Below are 20,042 nucleotides of genomic sequence, written 5' to 3'. Positions count from 1 at the left end.
ATAGAAAGGTCTGGACCAGCGGTCAAGGTCTAAACCAATCACGGCTTTCGGCCAACCTGTGACAGCGGGCTACAGACCCAACTCCTGGGCCAGCACCGCGGCTTGCACCCGGCTGCGCAGGCCGAGCTTGCCCAGCAGGCGGCTGACGTGCGTCTTCACCGTGGCCTCCGCCATGTCGAGGCGGTCCGCGATGCCCGCGTTGGACAGCCCCGCGCCGAGGCAGCCGAGGACCTCGCGCTCGCGTCGGGTGAGCGTCGCCAACTCGGGCGGTGCGCCCGCGCGTTGCGGCGCCGACGCGAACTCGGCGATCAGCCGGCGGGTCACCGCGGGCGCGATCATGCCCTCCCCGCGCGCCACCGTCCTGACCCCCTCGATCAGGTCCCTGGCGTCGGCGGTCTTGAGCAGGAAGCCGCTGGCGCCCGCCCGCAGCGCCCCGAAGACGTACGCGTCGAGGTCGAAGGTGGTCAGCACCAGCACGTCCGCGAGCGCCTCCGCGACGATCTCGCGCGTGGCCGAAACCCCGTCGAGGCGCGGCATCTGCACATCCATCAGGACCAGGTCGGGCCGCAGCTCGCGGGCCAGCGCCACCGCCCGCTCGCCGTCCTCGGCCTCGCCCGCCACCTCGATGTCCGGCGCGCTGTTCAGGATGAGGACGAGCCCGGCCCGTACGGCGGACTGGTCCTCGGCGACGACTACGCGGATCACGCGGGTTCTCCTTCGGGGGCGGGCAGTTGCAGGGGCAGGGTCGCCCGGACCCGCCAGACGGTCCGCCCGGAGCCGGGGCACGCCCCCGCCTCGAAGGTTCCGGCGAGCAGGTCGGTGCGCTCCCGCATGCCGACGAGACCGGCGCCGGAGCCGGGCGCGCGCGGCCCGTCCCGGTCACCGTACGGGCTGACCACCCGCACCTCGACCCGGTCGGGCGCGCGCGTGACCTCGACCGCGACGCGGCCGGGGGCGGCGTGCTTGAGGGCGTTGGTGAGGGACTCCTGGACGATGCGGTACGCGGCCAGGCCGACCGGGGCGGGCAGGCCCGCGGTGGCGCCGGAGACGGTCAGCCGTACGTCGAGCCCGTTCGCGCGGGCCTGCTCGACGAGGGCGCCCAGACCGTCCAGGGTCGGCGCCGCGGCCGGCTCCGCGGAGGCGCCCGCGTCGCGCAGCAGGCCGATCAGCCGCCGCATCTCGGCCAGCCCGTCGACGCTGTTCTCGCGGATGGTCTCCAACGCCGTACGGGTGGTGGCCGCGTCGTCGAGGGACAGGGCGGCCGTGGAGTGGATCGCGATGGCCGACAGGTGGTTGGCGACCATGTCGTGCAGCTCGCGGGCCATCCGGGCACGCTCCGCCGTCACCGCCTGCGCCCGGTCCATCTCGGCGAGCAGCGCGGTCTGTTCGGCCCGCAGCCGCTCGGCCGCCGCCGTGTCGCGGTGGTTGCGCACCAGGACCCCGGTGGCGGCCGGGGCGAACGCCAGCAGGCCCACGGCCACCCCGAGCAGCAGCGCCTCGGGCCGCCGCAGCAGCGCGAGGGCGCCCAGCGACACCGCGACCGTGAGCAGACCGCCGGCCACGGGGATGCGCCGGGCCGCCGCCGGACTCCCGTACAGCACGGACGCGTAGACCAGGTCGGTGTACATCAGGACGGTCGCCAGGCTGCCCGGGGTGCACTGGTCGGCGACCAGCACGAGGGTGCCCGCCGCGACCGCGCACCACGGCAGCGTGCGGCGCACCAGTTCCAGGGCGGACATCGCGACGAGCGGCAGCAGCGGCCACGCGCCGCCGAACGGCCGGTCCAGGTTCATGCGCAGGCCGATGGCCCACAGCAGCAGCCCGCCCAGCAGGCCCGCCACGGCGATGCGGACGTCGTCGCGGTGCGGGCGGGGGAGCGGCAGCTGCATGTCCCCATCCAACACGCCCGGCGGCCGCCGGGCACGGTGCCCGGGGACGAGGTCGGGCGGGCCGCCGGTACATCGAAGGATGCAGTGCGCCCTCGTCACCGGCGACGACGCCTGCGGCCCGCCGGGCGGCCAGGATGGAGGCAGGGAACGAGAGGAGCCCGCCGTGATCGTCACGCTCGTCGTCGGCTGCGAGATCGCCTTCTGGGTGCTGCTCGCCGTCGGACTCGCCCTGCGCCACTGGGCGGGGATGCCGCGCGCGGGACTCGCCGTCCTGCTGTGCGAGCCGCTCCTCGAAATGCTGCTGCTGGTCGTCACCGCCGTCGACCTGCGGAACGGCGCCGAACCGGACTGGAAGCACGGCCTGGCCGCCGTCTACATCGGGTTTTCGGTGGGGCTCGGGCGCTCCACCGTCCGGTGGGTGGACGTCCGCGTCGCCCACCGCTTCGCGGGCGGTCCGCCGCCGGCCACGCCCCGGTACGGCGCGGCGCGCGCGGCGCACGAGTGGAAGGTCGCCGCGCGGTGGGTGCTCGCCTCGGTCGTCGCGCTCGCCCTGCTGGAGGGCGCGATCCGGTACGTGGGCGACGACGGGTCCACCGGGTCCCTGGTCCAGTGGCAGCAGCGGATGCTGTTCCTCATCGGGATCAACGTGGTCATCGCGCTGAGCTACACGCTGTTCCCGAAGAAGGCGCCGGAGCGGGACGCCGTGCGGGTCCCGCGGTCCTAGCGTTCGCCGCCGGGCACCCACAGCACGTCCCCGACCTCCTTGTTGGCGGTGCGGGCGAGGATGAAGAGCAGGTCCGAGAGGCGGTTCAGGTAGGTCGCCGTCAGCGGGTTCATCGTCTCGCCGTGGGCCTCCATGGCCGCCCACGTCGAGCGCTCGGCCCGCCGCACCACGGTGCACGCCTGGTGCAGGAGGGCCGCGCCCGCGGTTCCGCCGGGCAGGATGAACGAGCGCAGCTTCTCCAGCTCCGCGTTGAACCGGTCGCAGTCCGCCTCCAGCCTGTCGATGTAGAACTGCTCGACGCGCAGCGGCGGGTACGCGGGGTTCTCCGCGACCGGCGTGGACAGGTCGGCGCCGACGTCGAACAGGTCGTTCTGGACGCGGGTGAGCACCGCCACGACCTCCTCGTGCAGGCCGCCGAGGGCGATCGCCGTGCCGAGGACGGCGTTGGCCTCGTTGGCGTCCGCGTAGGCCGAGATCCGCAGATCGGTCTTGGCGGTGCGGCTCATGTCGCCGAGGGCGGTGCTGCCCTTGTCCCCGGTGCGGGTGTAGATGCGCGTCAGATTGACCATGCGACCAGCGTAGTGAGTCCCGGCGGCGCGTCCGGTGGCGGCCGGGACCCCGTACGGCGGGTGTCGGCCAGCGGGTGTCGACGACCGCGGGGAGACCCTCGAACTCCTCGGCGACATCGAGGAACTCCTGAGCGAACTCCTGAGCGAACTCCTGAGCGGAAAGGTACTCAACTACGCCTTGCGGGACGCCCGGTGAACCCCCGGTGATCCAACTCGGTGTGATGTCCGTCATTCGAGACGTGACGCGCATCTCTTAACCGCCCCATGCCCCCTCACGGGCGCTATCGTCCGCCACAGAGCAACGTAAACAGTGGTTAAGCGGTACGCGGGTACGCGGTTAAGGGGAGTCGCACGTGGCACGGAAGCTCGCCGTCATCGGGGCCGGTCTCATGGGGTCCGGCATCGCCCAGGTCTCCGCCCAGGCGGGCTGGGACGTCGTGCTGCGCGACGTCACCGACGACGCCCTCACGCGCGGCACGGACGGCATCAAGGCGTCGTACGACAAGTTCGTGAGCAAGGGCCGGCTCGCGGCCGGGGACGCCGAGGCGGCCCTCGCCCGCATCACCCCGACCACCGATCTGGACGCGGTCGCGGACGCCGATCTCGTCGTCGAGGCGGTCTTCGAGAAGCTGGAGATCAAGCACGAGATCTTCCGCGCGCTCGACAAGATCGTGCGCGACGACACGGTGCTCGCGTCGAACACCTCCGCCATCCCGATCACCAAGATCGCGGCCGTGACGGACCGTCCGGAGCGCGTCGTCGGCGCCCACTTCTTCTCGCCGGTGCCGATGATGCAGCTGTGCGAGCTGGTCCGCGGCTACAAGACGAGCGACGAAACGCTCGCCGTCGCGCGGGAGTTCGCCGAGTCCGTCGGCAAGACCTGCATCGTCGTCAACCGGGACGTGGCCGGCTTCGTCACCACCCGGCTCATCTCGGCCCTCGTCGTCGAGGCGGCGAAGCTGTACGAGTCGGGCGTCGCCACCGCCGAGGACATCGACATCGCCTGCAAGCTCGGCTTCGGCCACGCGATGGGCCCGCTCGCCACCGCCGACCTCACCGGCGTCGACATCCTGCTGCACGCCACCAGCAACATCTACACCGAGTCGCAGGACGAGAAGTTCGCCCCGCCGGAGCTGATGCGCCGGATGGTGGACGCCGGTGACATCGGCCGCAAGAGCGGGCAGGGCTTCTACAAGCACGGCTGAACCGGCAAGCGGGCCTGGACCGGGCCCGCCTGACGCGACATCACCCCTCAGGGTGAATTCGATATCGGTTCGCTTACAGACGGCAACTTCTGGCGCCTTCGGCCAGTCAGTTGCAGTGACATACCCAGATCACCTGGAAACCTCTCGTCACTACTGATCGCACGGGGAGCGCATATGCACATCAGGGGCGACCACGCCGAGCTGGTCGTCGGGGGCCGCCTCGACGTCCGGAGCGCGGCGGACGCCCGTACGGTCCTGCACACCGCCGTCGACGACGGCCTCGGAGACCTGGTCCTCGACCTGTCCGAACTGGACTCGTGGGACGCGACCGGACTCGGTGTCATCATGGGCGCCCACCGGCGGGCCGGCCGCTGCGGCCGCCGGCTCGTGCTGCGCGGGGTCCCGGACCGCATGCAGCGCCTGCTGGTCGCGACCCGGCTGCACCGCATCCTGGCCATCGAGGGCGGCATCGGGGTCGAGTCCCTGCCCCGCGTGTGAGGCACGTTCCCTGCGCCACCGGGTGAATCCCCCGTTCCCGCGGAAGCGCCCACAATCCTCACGAGACTGTGACGTCTCGGGCGGCGCGGCACCCCGGCTGTTCGGAGATACTGCGACAAGGTCTAGGGTTCGGTCGCCCGCGGTATGACGTACCCGCCTCGCGGGCACCGGACCAGAAGCGACAGCGCAGTGTGCACAGGCCGGGAGGGGCAAGCGGCACACCACGCTTTTGGGGGGCTTTGACCATGGACCCGACGACCCGGGGACCCGAAGACTTCGGCCAGGACCGGCGCGCCGACGCCACACCCGCGCAGGGCGCCCGCCAGCGCCCGCCCCGCGATCCGCTCACCCAGGACTTCGGCCAGCCGGCCCCCGCCCTCGCACGCACCGTGCGGCTCGTGTCCGGCGACCACCTGCTGACCGTCAACCCCGTCGACGGCAGCGAGATCGAACCCTGCCCGCCGGGCGAGCGCCGGGGCACGCCCGCCAAGTACGACGACGCCACCCGCGCCGAGCTCGCGCGCGCCGCCCGCCCGCCGCTGCCGCCCGGGCCCGCACTGCCCCGGCTGCCGCTCCTGGAGCGCCAGGACGACCGCGAGAGCCTGGTGCGCCTCCTGGCCCGCGGCCGCTCCGTGCGGCTCACCGGACCGTCCGGATCCGGTCGCACCGCCCTCCTCGACCAGGTGGCCGAGGACTGCCTCGGCCTCGCGCCCGACGGCGTCGTCCGGCTCTCCGGACACCGCCGCTCCGCCGACGACCTCCTGCACGACCTGTTCGGCGCGGTCTTCGACGCGCCGCTGCACCGCCCCGACCGCGCCCTGATGCGCGCCCTCGTCCACGAGGTCGGCGCCGTCGTCGTCCTCGACGACCTGGAGTTCGGCGGCGCCCAGCTCGACGAACTCCTCGACGCCACCCCCGAGTGCGCCTACCTGCTCGCCTCGACGCCCGACGTCCCGGCTCCGTCGGCCGGCGCCCACGTCGAGCAGGTCGTCCTCGGCGGTCTCGGCCGCGGCGCCGGCCTGGAACTCCTGGAGCGCGTCGTCGGCCGGGTGCTGACCGACGACGAGGCCCAGTGGGCCGGCGACCTGTGGTTCGAGTCGGAGGGCCTGCCGCTGCGCTTCGCCCAGGCCGGCGCCCTGCTGCGGCAGCGCGACCAACTGCGCGCGGACCCCGACGTCTTCGAGGACTACGACTACTTCTCCGAGACGCCCGCCGACGCGCCGGCCGACTCCGCCGACGGCGACGACGTCCCGCTGCCCTCGCTCGCCGAGGGAGCCGCGCCCGCCGCGCTGCTCGCCTCCCGGCTCAGCGCCTCGGCCCGCGCCACCCTGCGGTTCGCCGTCGCGCTCGGCGGCGAGATCCCGCACCAGGCGCACCTGCCCGCGCTCGTGGGCGACCAGCACGCCGACGCGGCCCTGGCCGAGCTGGTCTCCAGCGCGCTGGTCACCGCGGTCGGCGCCCGCTACCGCCTCGCGGCCGGGGTCCAGGTCCAGCTGGAGGCCGTCGGGTTCGGCGACGAGAGCGTCGAGCGGGCCCGCGCCGCGGCCCGGCACTACGCCTGGTGGGCCGGCCACCCGTCGGTCGGGCCCGGGCGGGTCGCCGCCGAGAGCGACGCCCTGCTGGCCGCGCTCGCCGTCCTCGTACCGGTGACGGCCGACGACGGGGAGACGCCCGCCTCCGTGGAGCTGGCCCGCGCCGCCGCCCCCGCGTTCGCCGCCGGGCTCGCCTGGAGCGCCTGGGAGCGCGCGCTGCGCTCCGGGCAGGAGGCGGCCCGGCTCGCCGGACTGGTCTCCGACGAGGCCTACTTCCACCACGAGCTGGGGATCCTCGCCCTGCTGGAGGGGCAGCTCGACCGGGCCCGCGCCGAGCTGGAGGCCTCCATCGGCCTGCGCGGCGCCCTCGCCGACAAGCGCGGCACGATCGCCGGCCGGCGCGCGCTCGCGCTGGTGGCGGACCGTTCCGGCGGCGCCCTGCCGGGCGACCGCACGACGGCCGGTGAGGAAGTCCCCGACGCCACGTACGAGGAGTCGCAGTCGCCGCCCCGCGGCGTGCCGACCGCCTTCCCGCAGCTCGAAGCGGCGCGCGGGGCCGAGACGCTGGTGAGCCGGCCCCCGGCGCCGCCCGCCCCCGCCCCGACGGTGATCGGCGGCGGCCGGGCGCCCTCGCGCGCGTCGCTCGTCAGGGGCACCCGGCGCAATGTGGCCGCGGCCGGTGCGGGCGCCCTGCTCGTCGCGGTGCTGGGCACGGTCGTCACCCTCGGCCTCACGTCGGACAACGACCGGCCGTCCTCCGACCGGGTCGACACCAACCCGTCGGCCACGGCGGGGGAGAGCGGCGGGGAGCTGGGCGCGGGCGAGGCCGAGGGCGGCGCCGCGGGCGGTGCCGGGCCGGGCTCCTCCGCGCTGCCGGGCGACCCCGGCGCGGACGGCATCCCGGGGACGGCGGACGATCCGTCGCCGTCGGCCACCGGCTCGCCGTCGGACGGCCCGAGCGGCAGCACGTCGCCGGACGGCCCGACGGGGTCGCCGTCCGACGAGCCGTCGAAGTCGCCGAGCAGGACGCCCTCGAAGACGCCGACCAAGCCGTCCACGAAGCCGCCGACGCCGAGCGACGACCCGACCTCCACATCGCCCTCGCCGGACCCGACGGAGCCGTCGCCGACGGACACGGAGTCGACCACCACGGCGGGCGACCCGGTCGCCCCGAGCGTCTCCCGCACCGTCGTGTAGCGCGACGGCCCGCCCGTCCGGGCGGGCCGTCGTCCGGACGGGCGGGGCTAGAACAGCCGCAGCTTGTCGTCCTCGATGCCCCGCATCGCGTCGTAGTCGAGCACCGCGCACCCGATGCCGCGGTCCGTCGCGAGGACCCGGGCCTGCGGCTTGATCTCCTGCGCCGCGAAGACGCCCCGGACCGGCGCGAGGTGCGGATCGCGGTTCAGCAGCTCCAGATAGCGGGTGAGCTGCTCCACGCCGTCGATCTCGCCGCGCCGCTTGATCTCCACGGCGACGGTCCCTCCCTCGGCGTCCCGGCACAGGATGTCGACCGGACCGATCGCCGTCATGTACTCGCGGCGGATCAGCGTGTAGCCCTCGCCGAGGGTGTCGATGCGGTCGGCGAGCAGCTCCTGGAGGTGCGCTTCCACGCCGTCCTTGATGAGCCCCGGGTCCACGCCGAGTTCGTGCGAGGAGTCGTGGAGGATCTCCTCCATCGTGATGATCAGTTTCTCGCCCGCTTTGTTGATGACGGTCCAGGTGCCTTCGTCGTCACCCGTGCCCTCCTTCAAGGTGCAGGGCGGCGACATCCAGTTGAGGGGCTTGTAGGCCCGGTCGTCCGCGTGGATGGAGACGCTGCCGTCCGCCTTCACGAGGATGAGGCGGGGGGCCGACGGAAGATGGGCGGTGAGCCTGCCCGCGTAGTCCACGGAGCAGCGGGCGATGACGAGACGCATGGTGGGCAACGCTACTCGACTGCCGCCGCTCCCCGCACTTCGCCCGCCCGTCGCGCGGCACCACCCTGTCCGGGCCCTTTCGGGTGCCCCTTTTATTAAGAAGAACCCCGTTCGTTATTGGCTGGTTGTGTGCGACCGCCGCCTTGTACGCCCTGTTGCGCTCCGGACGCGTTGCATACCGTAGAAGCAGGAGGTCGCGGTGCGCGCACGCTGAGTGTTCGAGGAACCGCGTGTACCGGGGACTCCCGGCCTGTCCGTCAACCCCCGCTCCCCGGGGGTGCGAGAGGAGAACCCATGTCGCTCGACGTCTCACCGGCACTGTTGGAACAGGCCGAGCGAGGCGAGGTCGACGAAGCGGACTTCGTCGATTGCGTCCGGACCTCCCTGCCTTACGCATGGGAGATGGTCAGCTCGCTGGTGGCCCAGCTGAAGGTCGACGGCGGAGACTTCGCCGACAACCAGACGCCGCCGCCGGACGAGCAGGCACGTGGACAGCTGTTGCGCGCGCTCGCGAGCGACGCGATACGCGGCGCTCTGCAACGGCACTTCGGTGTGCGGCTCGCGTTCCAGAACTGCCACCGGGTCGCGGTGTTCCCGCTGACTCCGGAGGTGGACGACACGCTGACCCGCTTCACCTCGGCCCGCAACCAGCTGCTCAACCAGTCACCGGAGTTGCGTGACTGCTGACGGCTCACGCCGTGGCTCCGGCCTGCCTGCCGTCCCGTGCGCGGGAGGTGCTTCTGTACGGGCGGCAGGCACCGGACCCCGAGGGTGACCGACGGGCGGGATCAGCCGAGTTGCGGGAGGACCTCGGCTCCCAGCCGCCGCACGTTCTCCTCCGTGGCCGCGAGATCCCCGGAGCCCTCGACGAGCAGTGCGTAACGCCCGATGCCGGTGCGCTCCGCCGTGGCGGCGAGCCGGTCCGCGGCCAACTGCGGTGTCCCGACCGGGTGCAGACCGCACAGCAGCTCCGTGTAGGCGCGCGCGTCCCGCATCGAGCGGACCCGGCCGTCCACCGTCACATGGGCGTCCAGCCCCTGTTTCAGCCAGCCCGGCATCGCCTTCAGGAGCGTCTCGGTGGCGTCCGCGGTGCTGTCCCCGATCTGGGCGACGCCGGCGGAGACATGGGGCGCGGAGAGGATCTCGTCGGGCGCGCGTCCGGCCTCGCGCGCGTAGCGCCGCCACAGCGCGACCATCTCCGCCTTCTCCTCGTCCCCGCAGTGCATCCCGAGCAGCATCGGCAGGCCGCGCTCGGCGGCGGTGCGCACGCTCTTCGGGGACGTGCACGCGACGACGACCTCGGGGCCCGCCGGGTCCGTGTCGCCTATCGCCTCGGCCGGACGCGGCACCACGGGCACCTCGCGGAACGGGAACCGGTCGCTCCCGCCCGCCACCCGTGACTCGCGCAGCCAGCGCAGCAGCAGGTCCAGCGCGTCCGGGAACCCCGACTCGTACGCCTCCAGACCGGCGCCGAAGACCTCCAGGTCCACCCACGGCCCGCCGCGTCCGACGCCGAGCGAGAACCGGCCCCCCGAGGTCAGGTGCAGCAGCGCCGCCTGCTCGCCGAGGGCCACCGGGTGCGCCGTCGGCAGCACGCTGACGGCCGTGCCGACCCGCAGGGTGCGGGTGCGGCCGAGCAGCAGCCCGGCCAGGGTGACGGCCGACGGGCAGGTCCCGTACGGCACGAAGTGATGTTCGGCGAGCCAGGCCGTGTCCAGGCCGGCCTCCTCGGCGACCTCGGCCGACCGCACCGCCCGGTGCAGCGCCTCCCCCTGCCCCTGACCCGGAAACTGTGCCGCCAGTACAAACGTTCCTACGCGCATCGCGTTTTTGCCTCCTTGGCGCCGACGCGGGCACTCCCCATACAGGCATGAACGATTGGCAAGTGCCAAGGACACGGCTCCGCAGGAAGATTGGCAGATTTTCTCCGGAGCCCGGTGCCGAGGAGGCCGGCGCGGGCCGTGGTGAGGGCCGATCGCCCCAGCTCCGTCGGCGTACGCTGGTCGGGTTCCCTTTTCCTGAATTTCCCGAACCAGCACCCCACGAGGTGATCCGTGTCCCCGCGTCGCAACCGCCCGAAGACCGGCGGATCGTTCGGCAGCAGCTTCGGCGGCGAGGACGAGGGGCGGCGCTACGGCGGGTTCCAGTCCACCGAGACGTGGCGGGGCGAGGCGTGGAGCGTGCGCCACGTCGCGGGCGCGAGCGCGGTCGGCAAGACCTACCGCTGCCCCGGATGCGACCAGGAGATCGCCTCCGGGGTCGCCCATGTGGTGGCCTGGCCGGAGTACGGCGGCGTGGACGACCGGCGCCACTGGCACAAGGCGTGCTGGAACGCGAAGGACCGCCGCACCACGAAGGTGCAGCGGTCCCGGAACGCGCCGCGCTACTGAGGGCCCCGGGCCCTACACGTCACGGCTGTTGAGGCTCGCGAACGCGGCGGCCAGCGCCACGCCGGTGACACCGAGGATGATCCACAGCGGGTCCCAGCCGGACGGTCCCGAGCCGCCGGCCACCGAGTTGTCGTAGAGCACGGCGAGCTGGCTCGGGATCGAGTACTCCAGCAGGGCCTGCTGGAGGTCCTTCAGCGACTCCGCGAACATGAACAGCGCGAGGACCAGGGGCAGCAGCACCACGCCGATCATGATGGTGATCGCGCCCGCCGAGTGCCGCACGAGGGTGCCGAGCGCCAGTCCGAGCAGGCCGAGCAGCGCCACGAACAGGCCGACGCCGACGGTCGACTTGAACCACATGGCGCCGGTCGGCGACTCGCCGCCCACGATCCCCACCTGGATCGCGCCGACCAGCGCGGCGACCACCGTGGTCAGCACGAAGACCAGCGCGAAGAACACGATCGCCTTGGCGGCGAGCACCCGGTTCCGGCTGGAGCAGGCCGTCATCGTCGTGCGGATCATGCCGGTGCCGTACTCGGACGCGATGGTCAGCACACCCAGCGTGATCACGCAGATGACACCGAGCAGCACCCCGAAGAAACCGAGGCCCAGCGTCGCGTCGCCGTCCGTCGACGGGGTGTCCGCGGAGGCGACCACGGCGGCCGACGCGATGCCGATGCCGACCATGAGCACGATCATCACGCCGAGCGTCCACATCGTGGAGCGCACCGATCTGATCTTCGTCCACTCCGACGCGAGCGCGTCGCCGAGATGGGCACGGCGCACGGGGATGGGGGAGTGGTACGAGGCGCCGGGCGGGGCGTAGGGCGGGGGCGGCGTGCTCATCGGGCGTCGTCCTTCTGCGTCTCGTCCGTCGTGTTCGTCGTGTTCACCGTGTTCGCCGTGTTCGCCGGGCTCGGCGTGCTCGGCTTCCGCAGGACGGCCGTCGCGTTCACCGGGAGGGGCTCGGCGGGCGGTGCCGCCGGGGGAGCGGCGGGCGGTGCCGCCGGGGCCTGCGGGGTGGCGTACGGGTTCGCGCCGGGAGCCGGCTGCTGCTGCGGTGCGCCCTGGGGCGGCGGCGGGGCGTACCAGCCGGGCTGGTCCTGGCCGGGAGCGGGCATCGGCGGTGCCTGCGGCGGCAGCATGCCGGGCGCCGGCTGCTGCTGGAGGCCCGCACGCTGGTCGACCGTGGAGCGGTAGTCGACGGCGCCCTGCGTCATCCGCATGTACGCCTCCTCCAGCGAGGCCTGGTGCGGGGACAGCTCCCACAGCCGGACGTCGGTCTCGTGCGCGAGGTCGCTGATCCGCGGCAGCGGCAGGCCGGTCACCCGCAGCGCGCCGTCCGGCTCGGGCAGCACCTGGCCGCCCGCCCCGGTCAGCGCCGCGCTCAGCTTCTCGCGCTGCGCGGGCTCGGTGTCGGGGGTGCGCACCCGGGCGAAACCGGCCGAGTTGTGGGCGATGAAGTCCCGCACGCTCATGTCGGCCAGCAGCTGTCCGCGGCCGATCACGATGAGGTGCTCGGCGGTCAGCGCCATCTCGCTCATCAGGTGCGAGGAGACGAAGACCGTCCGGCCCTCGGCGGCCAGCGACTTCATCAGGTTCCTCACCCAGAGGATGCCCTCCGGGTCCAGGCCGTTGACCGGCTCGTCGAAGAGCAGCACCTGGGGGTCGCCGAGCAGCGCCGCCGCGATGCCGAGCCGCTGGCCCATGCCGAGCGAGAACCCGTTCGACCGCCGCTTCGCGACCTCCTGGAGGCCGACGACACCGAGCACCTCGTCGACCCGGCGGGCCGGGATGCCGGAGAGCTGGGCCAGGCTGAGCAGGTGGCTGCGGGCGGTCCGGCCGCCGTGCACGGCCTTCGCGTCGAGCAGCGCGCCGACCTGGCGCGGCGCGTTCGGCAGCTCGTTGTACGGGTGTCCGCCGATGGTCACCCGGCCCTGCGAGGGCTTGTCGAGGCCGAGGATCATCCGCATCGTCGTCGACTTGCCCGAGCCGTTCGGTCCCAGGAAGCCGGTGACGGTGCCCGGCCGGACCCGGAAGGAAAGGTTGTACACGGCCGTCTTCGCGCCATAGCGCTTCGTCAGGCCGACTGCCTCGATCATTCTCCGCACCCATCGGAAGGTCTGAACGGTTCTGAACGGTTCAGGACGTCGGGGCGGACGCCCCCGTAAGGGTTAGGAGCGTATCCGAGCGCTGACGGTTCCGGCCAAGAGTGAGCAAAGAGCGGGCAGGGGCTGGTGGGGCGCCTGGTAGCGGCGGTCGCGCGGAGGTCTACGCGTCCCGCTTCTTCAGCAGCGCGTAGGCCACGATCAGGGCCACGGCCACCCACACCAGCAGGATCGCCAGGCCGCCCCACGGGCCGTACGCCGTGTCGTCGTCGGCCGGGGTGATCACCTGCATGATCCGGGAGCCCGCCTGGTCGGGGAAGTACTGGGCGACCTTCTTCGTCGCCGAGACGCTGCCGAGGATCGGCGAGATCAGGAAGAAGAACGGCATGAGGATGCCCAGCGACAGCATCGGCGAGCGGAGCATCGCGGCGATGCCCATGGAGAACATCGCCACCAGCGTCATGTAGACGGCGGCGCCGAGCACGGCGCGCAGCACGTTCGGCGCGCCCAGGTCCGTGCTGTGGTCGCCGAGCATCAGCTGGCCGAGGAAGAACGACGCGAAGCTGGTCACCAGGGCGACGGCCAGGACCAGCAGCGAGGCCACCGCGATCTTGCCGAACAGGAACGTGCCGCGCTGCGGGACCGCCGCCAGCGAGGTGCGGATCATGCCCGTGCTGTACTCGCCGGCCACGACCAGCACCCCGAACACCACCATCGCCAGCTGCCCCAGCGAGAGCCCGGAGAAGGAGATGAACGTCGGGTCGAAGGTCAGCTTGCTCTGAGTGGAGAGGTTCTTGAAGTCGTTTGCGGACAGCGCGCTGACGAGCATGCCGAGCCCGGCCGAGACGACGACGGCGAGGCTGAGGGTGAGGGCCGTCGAGCTGACCGACCTGATCTTGGTCCACTCGGAGCGGAGGACCTGTGCCACGGCCATCTCAGGCGCCCTTCCCTTGGTTCTTGTCGCGGTTCCAGGACGCGCCCCAGCCCTGCTGCGGGCCCTGCTGCTGGTCGAGCGGGGGCGGTGGCGGCGCCGTCTCGCCCGAGTGCGCGTGGTACTCGACGGAGCCGGCGGTCAGCTGCATGAAGGCCTCTTCGAGGGACGCCTGCTGCGGGCTCAGCTCGTGCAGCACCAGTTGGTGGCTCGCGGCCAGCTCGCCCAGCTGCTCGGCGGAGCCGCCGTCGACCTCCAGCGTGCCGTTCCCGGACTCCACGACCGTGATGCCGTTCTCGTGCAGGACGTCCAGCAGACGCTCGCGCTGCGGCGAGCGCAGCCGCACGAACGACCGCGAGTTCTCCCGGATGAAGTCCGCCATGGAGGTGTCGGCGAGCAGCCGGCCCTGCCCGATGACCACGAGGTGGTCGGCGGTGAGCGCCATCTCGCTCATCAGGTGCGAGGAGACGAAGACCGTACGGCCCGCGGCCGCGAGGGACTTCATCAGATTGCGGATCCAGTGGATGCCCTCGGGGTCGAGCCCGTTCACCGGCTCGTCGAACATCAGGATCTGCGGGTCGCCCAGGAGCGCGCCGGCGATGCCGAGCCGCTGCCCCATGCCGAGCGAGAAGCCCTTCGACTTCTTCTTCGCCACCGCGGTCAGGCCGACGGTGTCCAGCACCTCGGAGACCCGGCTGCTCGGGATGCCGTTGGACTGGGCGAGACAGAGCAGGTGGTTGTACGCGCTGCGGCCGCCGTGCATCGCCTTCGCGTCGAGGAGCGCGCCGATGAACTTGAGGGGATCCCTGAGCCGGGCGTACTGCGACCCGTCGATCCGGACCGTCCCCGCGGTGGGGTTGTCGAGCCCGAGCATCATGCGCATGGTCGTCGACTTGCCCGCGCCGTTCGGACCGAGGAAACCGGTGACGATGCCCGGCCGGACGCTGAAGGTGAGGTTGTCGACGGCGGTCTTGTCGCCGTACCGCTTCGTCAGCCCCTCGAGCTCAATCATGGAGGCCACGCTAGAGCGCGGACAAGCCCCCTGCCACTTGTTTGGGGCAGGGGGCTGACAGAGCTGCGCAAGGGGCGCGGACTCAGCGGGACTGCTGCGCCGGGACCCCACGCGAGATGGGCTCGTCCTCGACGGGCGCGCCGGCGGCGGCGACCGCCGCACCGGTGAGCGTGGCCAGCATCTCGCGCACGTTCGTGAGCTGCGCGTTGATCGAGTCGCGGCGGTTGGTGAGCGCCGCCAGCTCGCGCTCGGACTCCGAGCGGATGCGGTCCGCCTTGGCGTTCGCGTCGGCCACGATGTCCTCGGCCTGGCGCTGGGCCGTCTCCACCGTCTGCCGGGCGCGGCGCTCGGCGTCCGTGCGCAGCTTCTCGGCCTCCAGCCGGAGCTGCTCCGCACGGTGCTCGATCTCCGCGAGGCGCTTCTCCGCCTTGGCCTGACGCGAGGCCAGGTCGCGCTCGGACTGCTCGCGGCGCTTGGCCAGGTTCGTCTCGAAGTCCGCGGCGGCCTGGGCGGCCTTGGCGCGGGTCTCCTCGAAGAGGGCGTCCGCCTCCTCACGCTTGGACTGCGCGTCCTTCTGCGCCTCGGAGCGCAGCGTGGACGCCTCGCCCTTGGCCTTCTCGACGATCCGGACGCCCTCGTCCTCCGCCTTGGCCTTGCGCTCGGCGGCGAACGACTCCGCGTCGTTGCGCACCTGCTGCGCCGCCGACTCGGCGAGCTCGCGGTGCTGCTCGGCGGCCCGGCGGGCCTCCTCGCGCAGGTCCTTGGCCTCCTCCTCGGCGAGGCGGAGGATCTTCTCGACGCGGGCGCCGAGACCGGCGTACGACGGCTCCGCGTCGTTCACCTGGGCCTGGGCGTTCTGCGTCTCGAGGTGGAGTTCCTCGATGCGCTTTTCCAGAGCAGTGATGCGAGCGAGAGCGCTGTCACGGTCGGAGACGAGCTTGGAGATTCGTTCGTCCACCTGAGCGCGGTCGTACCCACGCCGCACAAGCTCGAAGCCGTAGGGGGAAGTGTCGCTCATGGGGTTCCTGTCGAATGAGACCGGGTGAGGTGATAGAGGGAATCCTAGGGGCCAAAGCGGCGTGTCATCGAGCAGATGCCTGTTTGATCTGGAGAATGACACCCCTTTTGAGTGGCGTAGCTGCTGAGCACTTGCCAGGAGTAGGGCCGAACGACCTTTTCAAGCACGTTACTTGGTCTCCTGGCTAGCCCTCTGCCCCCTTGCCACCCGATCGGGTAGCCCCTGCCGCAGCGCCGGCCTTGACGCCGCCGTCCTTGCCCGGTCCGGACGGAGCCTCAAAAGACTCCAACGCTTCCAACACGTCCTGGACACGGGAGATTTCGGCGTTGATGTCCTCGCGGCGTCTGACCAGCACGTCCAGGTCCCGCTGCCCCTTCTCGATCATGGCGGCGGACTCCTCCTCGGCGTCGGCCCTGATCTTCTCCGCCTCGCGCGTCAGCACGGCCTTCTTCTGCTCGGCCTCCTTGAGCAGACCCTCGGCCTTCTTGACGGCGGCGATCCGGACCTTCCCGGCCTCCGAGTTGGCGTCGTTGAGGATGTCCTTGGACTTGGCGGTGGCCTCGGCCAGCTGCTCCTCGGCGGCCTTGACCAGGGCGTCGCAGCGCTCGCCCGCGTTCTTCATCGTCTCCGCGGACTCGCGGCGCGCCCGCTCGTGCAGCTCCTCGATCTCGCCCGTGATCCGGTCGCGCAGCTCCTCGGCCCGCTCCCTTATCTGCGTGGCGTCCCGGCGGGCCCCGACCAGCAGCTCGTCCGCGTCCGTGCGGGCCCGCTCCACCGTCGTATTGCCCTCGACGGTCGCCTCCGCGATCAGCCGGTCGGCCTCGGTGCGGGCGGCGCCGACCATCGTGTCCGCCTGCGCCTCGGCGTCGGCGGTCGTCTTCTGCGCCGCCTCCTGCGCCTCGCGCGTCAGCTTGTCGGCCTCGGCGGCGGACTCCGTGATGAGCGTGTCGACCTGCTCGGCGGCCTCCGTGCGGCGCTTGTTCGCGTCCTTGCGGGCCTCGTCCAGGGTGCGCTCGGCCTCGTCGCGCGCGGCGGCGGTGACCCGCTCCGCCTCCTCGGCGGCCGCGGCCTTGACCCGCTCGGAGTCGGTACGGATCCGCTCCGCGTGCTGCTGCGCCGAACCGACCGTCTCGGCGGCCTCGGCCCGCAGCCGCTCCGCCTCGCCCGACGCGTCCGCGACCAGCTTCTCCGCCTGCGCGGCCGACTCGGTGCGCAGCCGCTCGGCCTCGGTGGTGGCGTCGGTGACGCGCTGCTCGGCCGCTGCGGCGGACTCCGCGCGGACCCGCTCCGCCTCGGCGTTCGTCTCCGCCGTGAGCCGCTCGGCCTCGGCGTTCGTCTCCGCCGTCAGCCGCTCGGCCTCGGTGCGGGCCTCGCCGATCAGGGTGTCGGCCTGGGTGGCGGCGTCCGACCGGATGCGGTTGGCGTCCTCGCGGGCCTCGGCGCGGGTGCGCGAGGCGTCCTGGTCGGCCGCCGAACGCAGGTCGGAGACCTCGGTGCGGACCCGCTGGGCGTGCTCGGCGGCCTCGCCGCGCAGCCGCTCGGACTCGGCGATCGCCTCCGAGACCGTGTGCTCCGCCAGGGACTTCGCGGCCTCCGTCTCGGTGGACGCCTCGGACCGCAGCCGGTTCGCGTCCTCGGCGGCCCGCTCGCGCTCCGCGTACGCGTCGGAGCGGACCCGGTCGGCCTCCTCCTGCGCCTCCTGCCGGGTGCGGTCCGCCGCGTGCTCGGCGGCCGAGCGCAGCCCCGCGATCTCCTCCTGGGCCTGCTCCTGCATCCCGGACACGGAGTCGCGCACCTGCTGCGCGGTCTGTTCCGCGGCGGAGACCAGCTCGGTGGCCCGCCGGTCCGCCTCCTCGACCAGCCGGGTGGCCTCGGTCTGCGCCTCCTCGACCCGGGCGCGGGCGACGGCCAGCAGCTCCTCGCTCCGCTCGCGGGCCCGCTCGCGCTCCTGGTCGGCCTCCTGGCGGGCGCTGCCGAGCGTCTCCTCGGCCTCGCGGCGCCGGCGGGCGGCCTCCTCGGTCGCGGCGGCCAGCGTCTCGGCGGCCTCGGCGGAGATCCGCTCGGCGGCCGTCTGGGCCTCGGCGCGCAGCCGGTCGGCGGACTCCTGCGCCTCGGTCTTCAGCCGCTCGGCCTCGGCCGCGGCCTCGGACCGCAGCCGTACGGCGATGTTCTCGGCCTCGGAACGGGTCGTCGAGGCGTCGGCGGCGGCCTCGGTGCGCAGCCGCTCGGCCTCCGTCTCGGCCTGCGTCTGGAGCGTGCGGGCGCGCTCGGCGGCCTCGGCGCGCAGCCGGTCGCCCTCGTCGCCCGCCTCCCGGCGCAGCCGCTCGGCCTCCGCCCGGGCGTCGGTGAGCGTCGTCTCCGACGCCGTGAGGCGCTCCTCGGCCTCGGTGTGCAGCCGGGTCAGCTCGCGGGCGGCCTCGTCCTGCCGGTTCCTTATGGCCTCCTCGGCCTCGTCCTTGAGGGTCTGCGCGGCGCGCTCCGCCTCGGCGCGGGTGGCCTCGGCCCGCTCGTCGGCCTCGGCGCGCAGCCGCTCGGCCTCGGCGCGGGTGCGCTCCAGGGTCTCCTCGGCCTGCTTGCGCAGGCCGGTGGCGCGCTCGATGGCCTCGGTGCGGACCCGCTCGGCCTCGGCCGTGGCCCCGGCGCGCAACTCGTCCGCGTCGGCCTTCGCCTTGGCGAGCAGCTGCTCGGCGGTCCGCGCCGCCTCCTCGATCTGCTGGACGGCCTCGCGGCGGGCCTCGGCCCGGATCCGCTCGCCCTCCTCGACGGCCTCGGCGCGCAGCTGCTCGGCCTCGCCGCGCAGCCGGCGCGCCTCCTCCTGGAGCTCGACCGTCTTGGCCCGGTACTCCTTGGTGTCGTCCTTGGCCGCGCCCTTGAGCTGCTCGGAGATGTCGTGCGCCTCGGCGCGCAGCCGGTCCGCCTCCGCCTCGGCCTCGGAGCGGATCCGCTCGGCCTCCTCGGTGGCGGCCCGCGTCGTCGACTTGGCCTCCTCGGAGGCCTTGTTCAGCACGTCCTCGGCGGTGCGGGCGGCCTTCGCCAGCTCGCCCGCGGTCTCCTCCGCGGTGACCGTACGGGCCTTCTCCGTGGCCTGCGCGATCAGCTGCTCGGCCTCGGCCTTGGCGTCGGCGACGATCTGCTCGGCCTCGGACCGGGTGGTCTCGGCCTCCTTGGTGGCCTCCTGGACGAGCCGGGCGACCTGCTCCTTCGCGGTGCGGGTGCGCTGCTCGTTGGCCGACTCGGCGCTCGCGAGCTGCTTGGCTGCGGCGTCCTTGGCCTCCGTCAGGACCTTGTCGGCCTCGGCGCGGGCCTCGCGCAGGGCGCTGTCCGCCTCGGCGATCTTCTGCTCGGCGGCCCGGCTCAGCTCGCCGGCCTGGCGGCGGGCGGCGTCCGACTCGGCGGTGGTGCTGGTGCGCAGCTGCTCGGCGTGGTCGGTGGCCTCCTGGGCCTGCGCCGACGCCGCGTTGAGCAGGCGCTCCGCGTCCTGGCGGGCGCGGGCGAGCAGCGCCTGGGCCTCGGCGCGCGCGGTCTCCGCCTCGCCGGTCAGCCGGCGGCTGGCCTCGGCGGCGACCCGCTCGGCCTCGGCGCGGGCGGCGGCCAGCGACTGGTCGGCCTCGGCGCGGGACTCGTCGAGCAGCCGGCGGGCCTGCTGCTCGGTGCGGGCGCGCAGCTGCTCGGCCCACTGCACGTTCTCGTTGACGTGGGTCTCGACCGTGCGGCGGCGCTCGGCCAGCTCCTGGTCGAGCTGCTGCCTGCGGTTGACCGCCTCGGTGTGCAGCTCGGACTGGAGCCGGGACTGCTGCTCGGCGTGCTCCTGGAGGATGCGCTGGGTCTGCGCCCGGGCCTCGCGCAGCTCGCGCTCGGCGTCGGCGCGCAGCTGCTCGGCCTGGATCTGGGCATTGCGGAGCAGCTGTTCGGCCTGATAGCCGATGTCCGCCCCGTCATAGGCAGGCCGGGACGCGAGGCTGCGGCGCGCCTCGTGCAGCTTGGCGCGCAACACCTCCACCTGGTAGCCCAGGTCCTCGGCGTGCTGGACGGCCTTCTCCCGCTCGGTCTTCAGCCGCTCCATCTCGGCTTCGAACCGCGAGAGATGGTCGGTCTCAGCCGGCCGCCGGCCGTCCTGGCTCTCGTAGCCCCGCACTGCGCGGTCCCATCCGTCCCCTGGTCGCAAGTTCTTCCTGACGAGCTCCGTCCGTCCGCCGGACGGGGCCCCCGGGGAATGGTGTCAGATCGACAAGGAGTACGCAGTCGGCGCT

Annotated in this window: 17 protein-coding genes; 6 read left to right on the top strand and 11 right to left on the bottom strand. The window is 73.1% G+C overall.

Annotation, left to right across the window (positions count from 1 at the left end):
* Positions 1 to 69 precede the first annotated feature (69 nt).
* Both ACIP5K_RS00260 and ACIP5K_RS00255 read right to left on the bottom strand, forming a co-directional pair.
* On the bottom strand, positions 70 to 705 hold the full coding sequence (locus ACIP5K_RS00260) for a response regulator (RefSeq protein ID WP_401403309.1): 636 nt from the start codon (positions 703 to 705) through the stop codon (positions 70 to 72).
* Positions 702 to 1,889: a sensor histidine kinase gene (locus tag ACIP5K_RS00255; RefSeq protein ID WP_401403306.1), complete on the bottom strand. Its 1,188-nt coding sequence runs from the start codon at positions 1,887 to 1,889 to the stop codon at positions 702 to 704. Before ACIP5K_RS00255 ends, ACIP5K_RS00260 begins: the two co-directional genes overlap by 4 nt.
* Positions 1,890 to 2,052: 163 nt before the next feature.
* Here ACIP5K_RS00255 and ACIP5K_RS00250 point away from each other — a divergent pair, with 163 nt between their 5' ends.
* Positions 2,053 to 2,613, top strand: a complete 561-nt coding sequence (locus tag ACIP5K_RS00250; RefSeq protein ID WP_401403304.1) for a hypothetical protein — start codon at positions 2,053 to 2,055, stop codon at positions 2,611 to 2,613.
* Here ACIP5K_RS00250 and ACIP5K_RS00245 read toward each other — a convergent pair.
* The gene (locus ACIP5K_RS00245) at positions 2,610 to 3,182 is read right to left on the bottom strand and encodes a cob(I)yrinic acid a,c-diamide adenosyltransferase (protein WP_401403301.1); all 573 of its coding nucleotides are present in this window, start codon (positions 3,180 to 3,182) and stop codon (positions 2,610 to 2,612) included. The two genes, ACIP5K_RS00250 and ACIP5K_RS00245, sit on opposite strands and share 4 nt — an antisense overlap.
* Positions 3,183 to 3,535: 353 nt before the next feature.
* Here ACIP5K_RS00245 and ACIP5K_RS00240 point away from each other — a divergent pair, with 353 nt between their 5' ends.
* From ACIP5K_RS00240 to ACIP5K_RS00230, 3 genes are all read left to right on the top strand, one after another.
* The gene (locus ACIP5K_RS00240; protein ID WP_401403298.1) at positions 3,536 to 4,387 is read left to right on the top strand and encodes a 3-hydroxyacyl-CoA dehydrogenase family protein; all 852 of its coding nucleotides are present in this window, start codon (positions 3,536 to 3,538) and stop codon (positions 4,385 to 4,387) included.
* Between the two features lie 174 nt (positions 4,388 to 4,561).
* Entirely contained in the window at positions 4,562 to 4,885 is a 324-nt protein-coding gene (locus ACIP5K_RS00235; RefSeq protein WP_401403295.1) for an STAS domain-containing protein, read from the top strand.
* Positions 4,886 to 5,130: 245 nt separating this feature from the next.
* Positions 5,131 to 7,614, top strand: coding sequence for an ATP-binding protein (locus ACIP5K_RS00230; protein WP_401403292.1), 2,484 nt, complete (start codon positions 5,131 to 5,133; stop codon positions 7,612 to 7,614).
* Positions 7,615 to 7,661: 47 nt separating this feature from the next.
* On the opposite strand, the gene nucS is transcribed toward ACIP5K_RS00230, so the two are convergent.
* The gene (gene nucS, locus ACIP5K_RS00225) at positions 7,662 to 8,333 is read right to left on the bottom strand and encodes an endonuclease NucS (RefSeq protein WP_401403289.1); all 672 of its coding nucleotides are present in this window, start codon (positions 8,331 to 8,333) and stop codon (positions 7,662 to 7,664) included.
* Between the two features lie 294 nt (positions 8,334 to 8,627).
* Between nucS and ACIP5K_RS00220 the strand changes: the two genes are divergently transcribed.
* Entirely contained in the window at positions 8,628 to 9,020 is a 393-nt protein-coding gene (locus tag ACIP5K_RS00220) for an SCO5389 family protein (protein ID WP_401403286.1), read from the top strand.
* A 101-nt stretch (positions 9,021 to 9,121) separates the two neighbouring features.
* On the opposite strand, the gene ACIP5K_RS00215 is transcribed toward ACIP5K_RS00220, so the two are convergent.
* Complete coding sequence (locus ACIP5K_RS00215) at positions 9,122 to 10,156, bottom strand: LLM class flavin-dependent oxidoreductase (protein ID WP_401403284.1); 1,035 nt, start codon at positions 10,154 to 10,156, stop codon at positions 9,122 to 9,124.
* Between the two features lie 231 nt (positions 10,157 to 10,387).
* On the opposite strand from ACIP5K_RS00215, the gene ACIP5K_RS00210 reads away from it, so the two are divergent.
* Positions 10,388 to 10,723 (top strand): ATP/GTP-binding protein, encoded by a 336-nt coding sequence (locus tag ACIP5K_RS00210; RefSeq protein ID WP_401403281.1) that lies wholly within the window; start codon positions 10,388 to 10,390, stop codon positions 10,721 to 10,723.
* 12 nt (positions 10,724 to 10,735) lie between these two features.
* On the opposite strand, the gene ACIP5K_RS00205 is transcribed toward ACIP5K_RS00210, so the two are convergent.
* The 6 genes from ACIP5K_RS00205 to scy form a co-directional block, all read right to left on the bottom strand.
* The gene (locus ACIP5K_RS00205; protein ID WP_401403278.1) at positions 10,736 to 11,569 is read right to left on the bottom strand and encodes an ABC transporter permease subunit; all 834 of its coding nucleotides are present in this window, start codon (positions 11,567 to 11,569) and stop codon (positions 10,736 to 10,738) included.
* Positions 11,566 to 12,825: an ABC transporter ATP-binding protein gene (locus ACIP5K_RS00200; RefSeq protein ID WP_401403275.1), complete on the bottom strand. Its 1,260-nt coding sequence runs from the start codon at positions 12,823 to 12,825 to the stop codon at positions 11,566 to 11,568. The genes ACIP5K_RS00205 and ACIP5K_RS00200 overlap by 4 nt, the downstream gene beginning before the upstream one ends.
* A 169-nt stretch (positions 12,826 to 12,994) precedes the next feature.
* Complete coding sequence (locus ACIP5K_RS00195; protein WP_401403272.1) at positions 12,995 to 13,765, bottom strand: ABC transporter permease subunit; 771 nt, start codon at positions 13,763 to 13,765, stop codon at positions 12,995 to 12,997.
* Between the two features lies 1 nt (position 13,766).
* A complete protein-coding gene (locus ACIP5K_RS00190; RefSeq protein WP_401403270.1) occupies positions 13,767 to 14,774 on the bottom strand; it encodes an ABC transporter ATP-binding protein in 1,008 nt (335 codons plus the stop codon).
* An 82-nt stretch (positions 14,775 to 14,856) separates the two neighbouring features.
* Entirely contained in the window at positions 14,857 to 15,792 is a 936-nt protein-coding gene (locus ACIP5K_RS00185; RefSeq protein ID WP_111668265.1) for a cellulose-binding protein, read from the bottom strand.
* Positions 15,793 to 15,976: 184 nt separating this feature from the next.
* Positions 15,977 to 19,927, bottom strand: coding sequence for a polarized growth protein Scy (gene scy / locus ACIP5K_RS00180; RefSeq protein WP_401403267.1), 3,951 nt, complete (start codon positions 19,925 to 19,927; stop codon positions 15,977 to 15,979).
* Positions 19,928 to 20,042: the final 115 nt, after the last annotated feature.

Origin of the sequence: Streptomyces sp. NPDC088785 (assembly GCF_044750685.1) — a bacterium.
Classification (GTDB): domain Bacteria; phylum Actinomycetota; class Actinomycetes; order Streptomycetales; family Streptomycetaceae; genus Streptomyces.
Note: the sequence above shows the minus strand (reverse complement) of the source record. Positions and strands in the feature narration are given on the sequence as shown.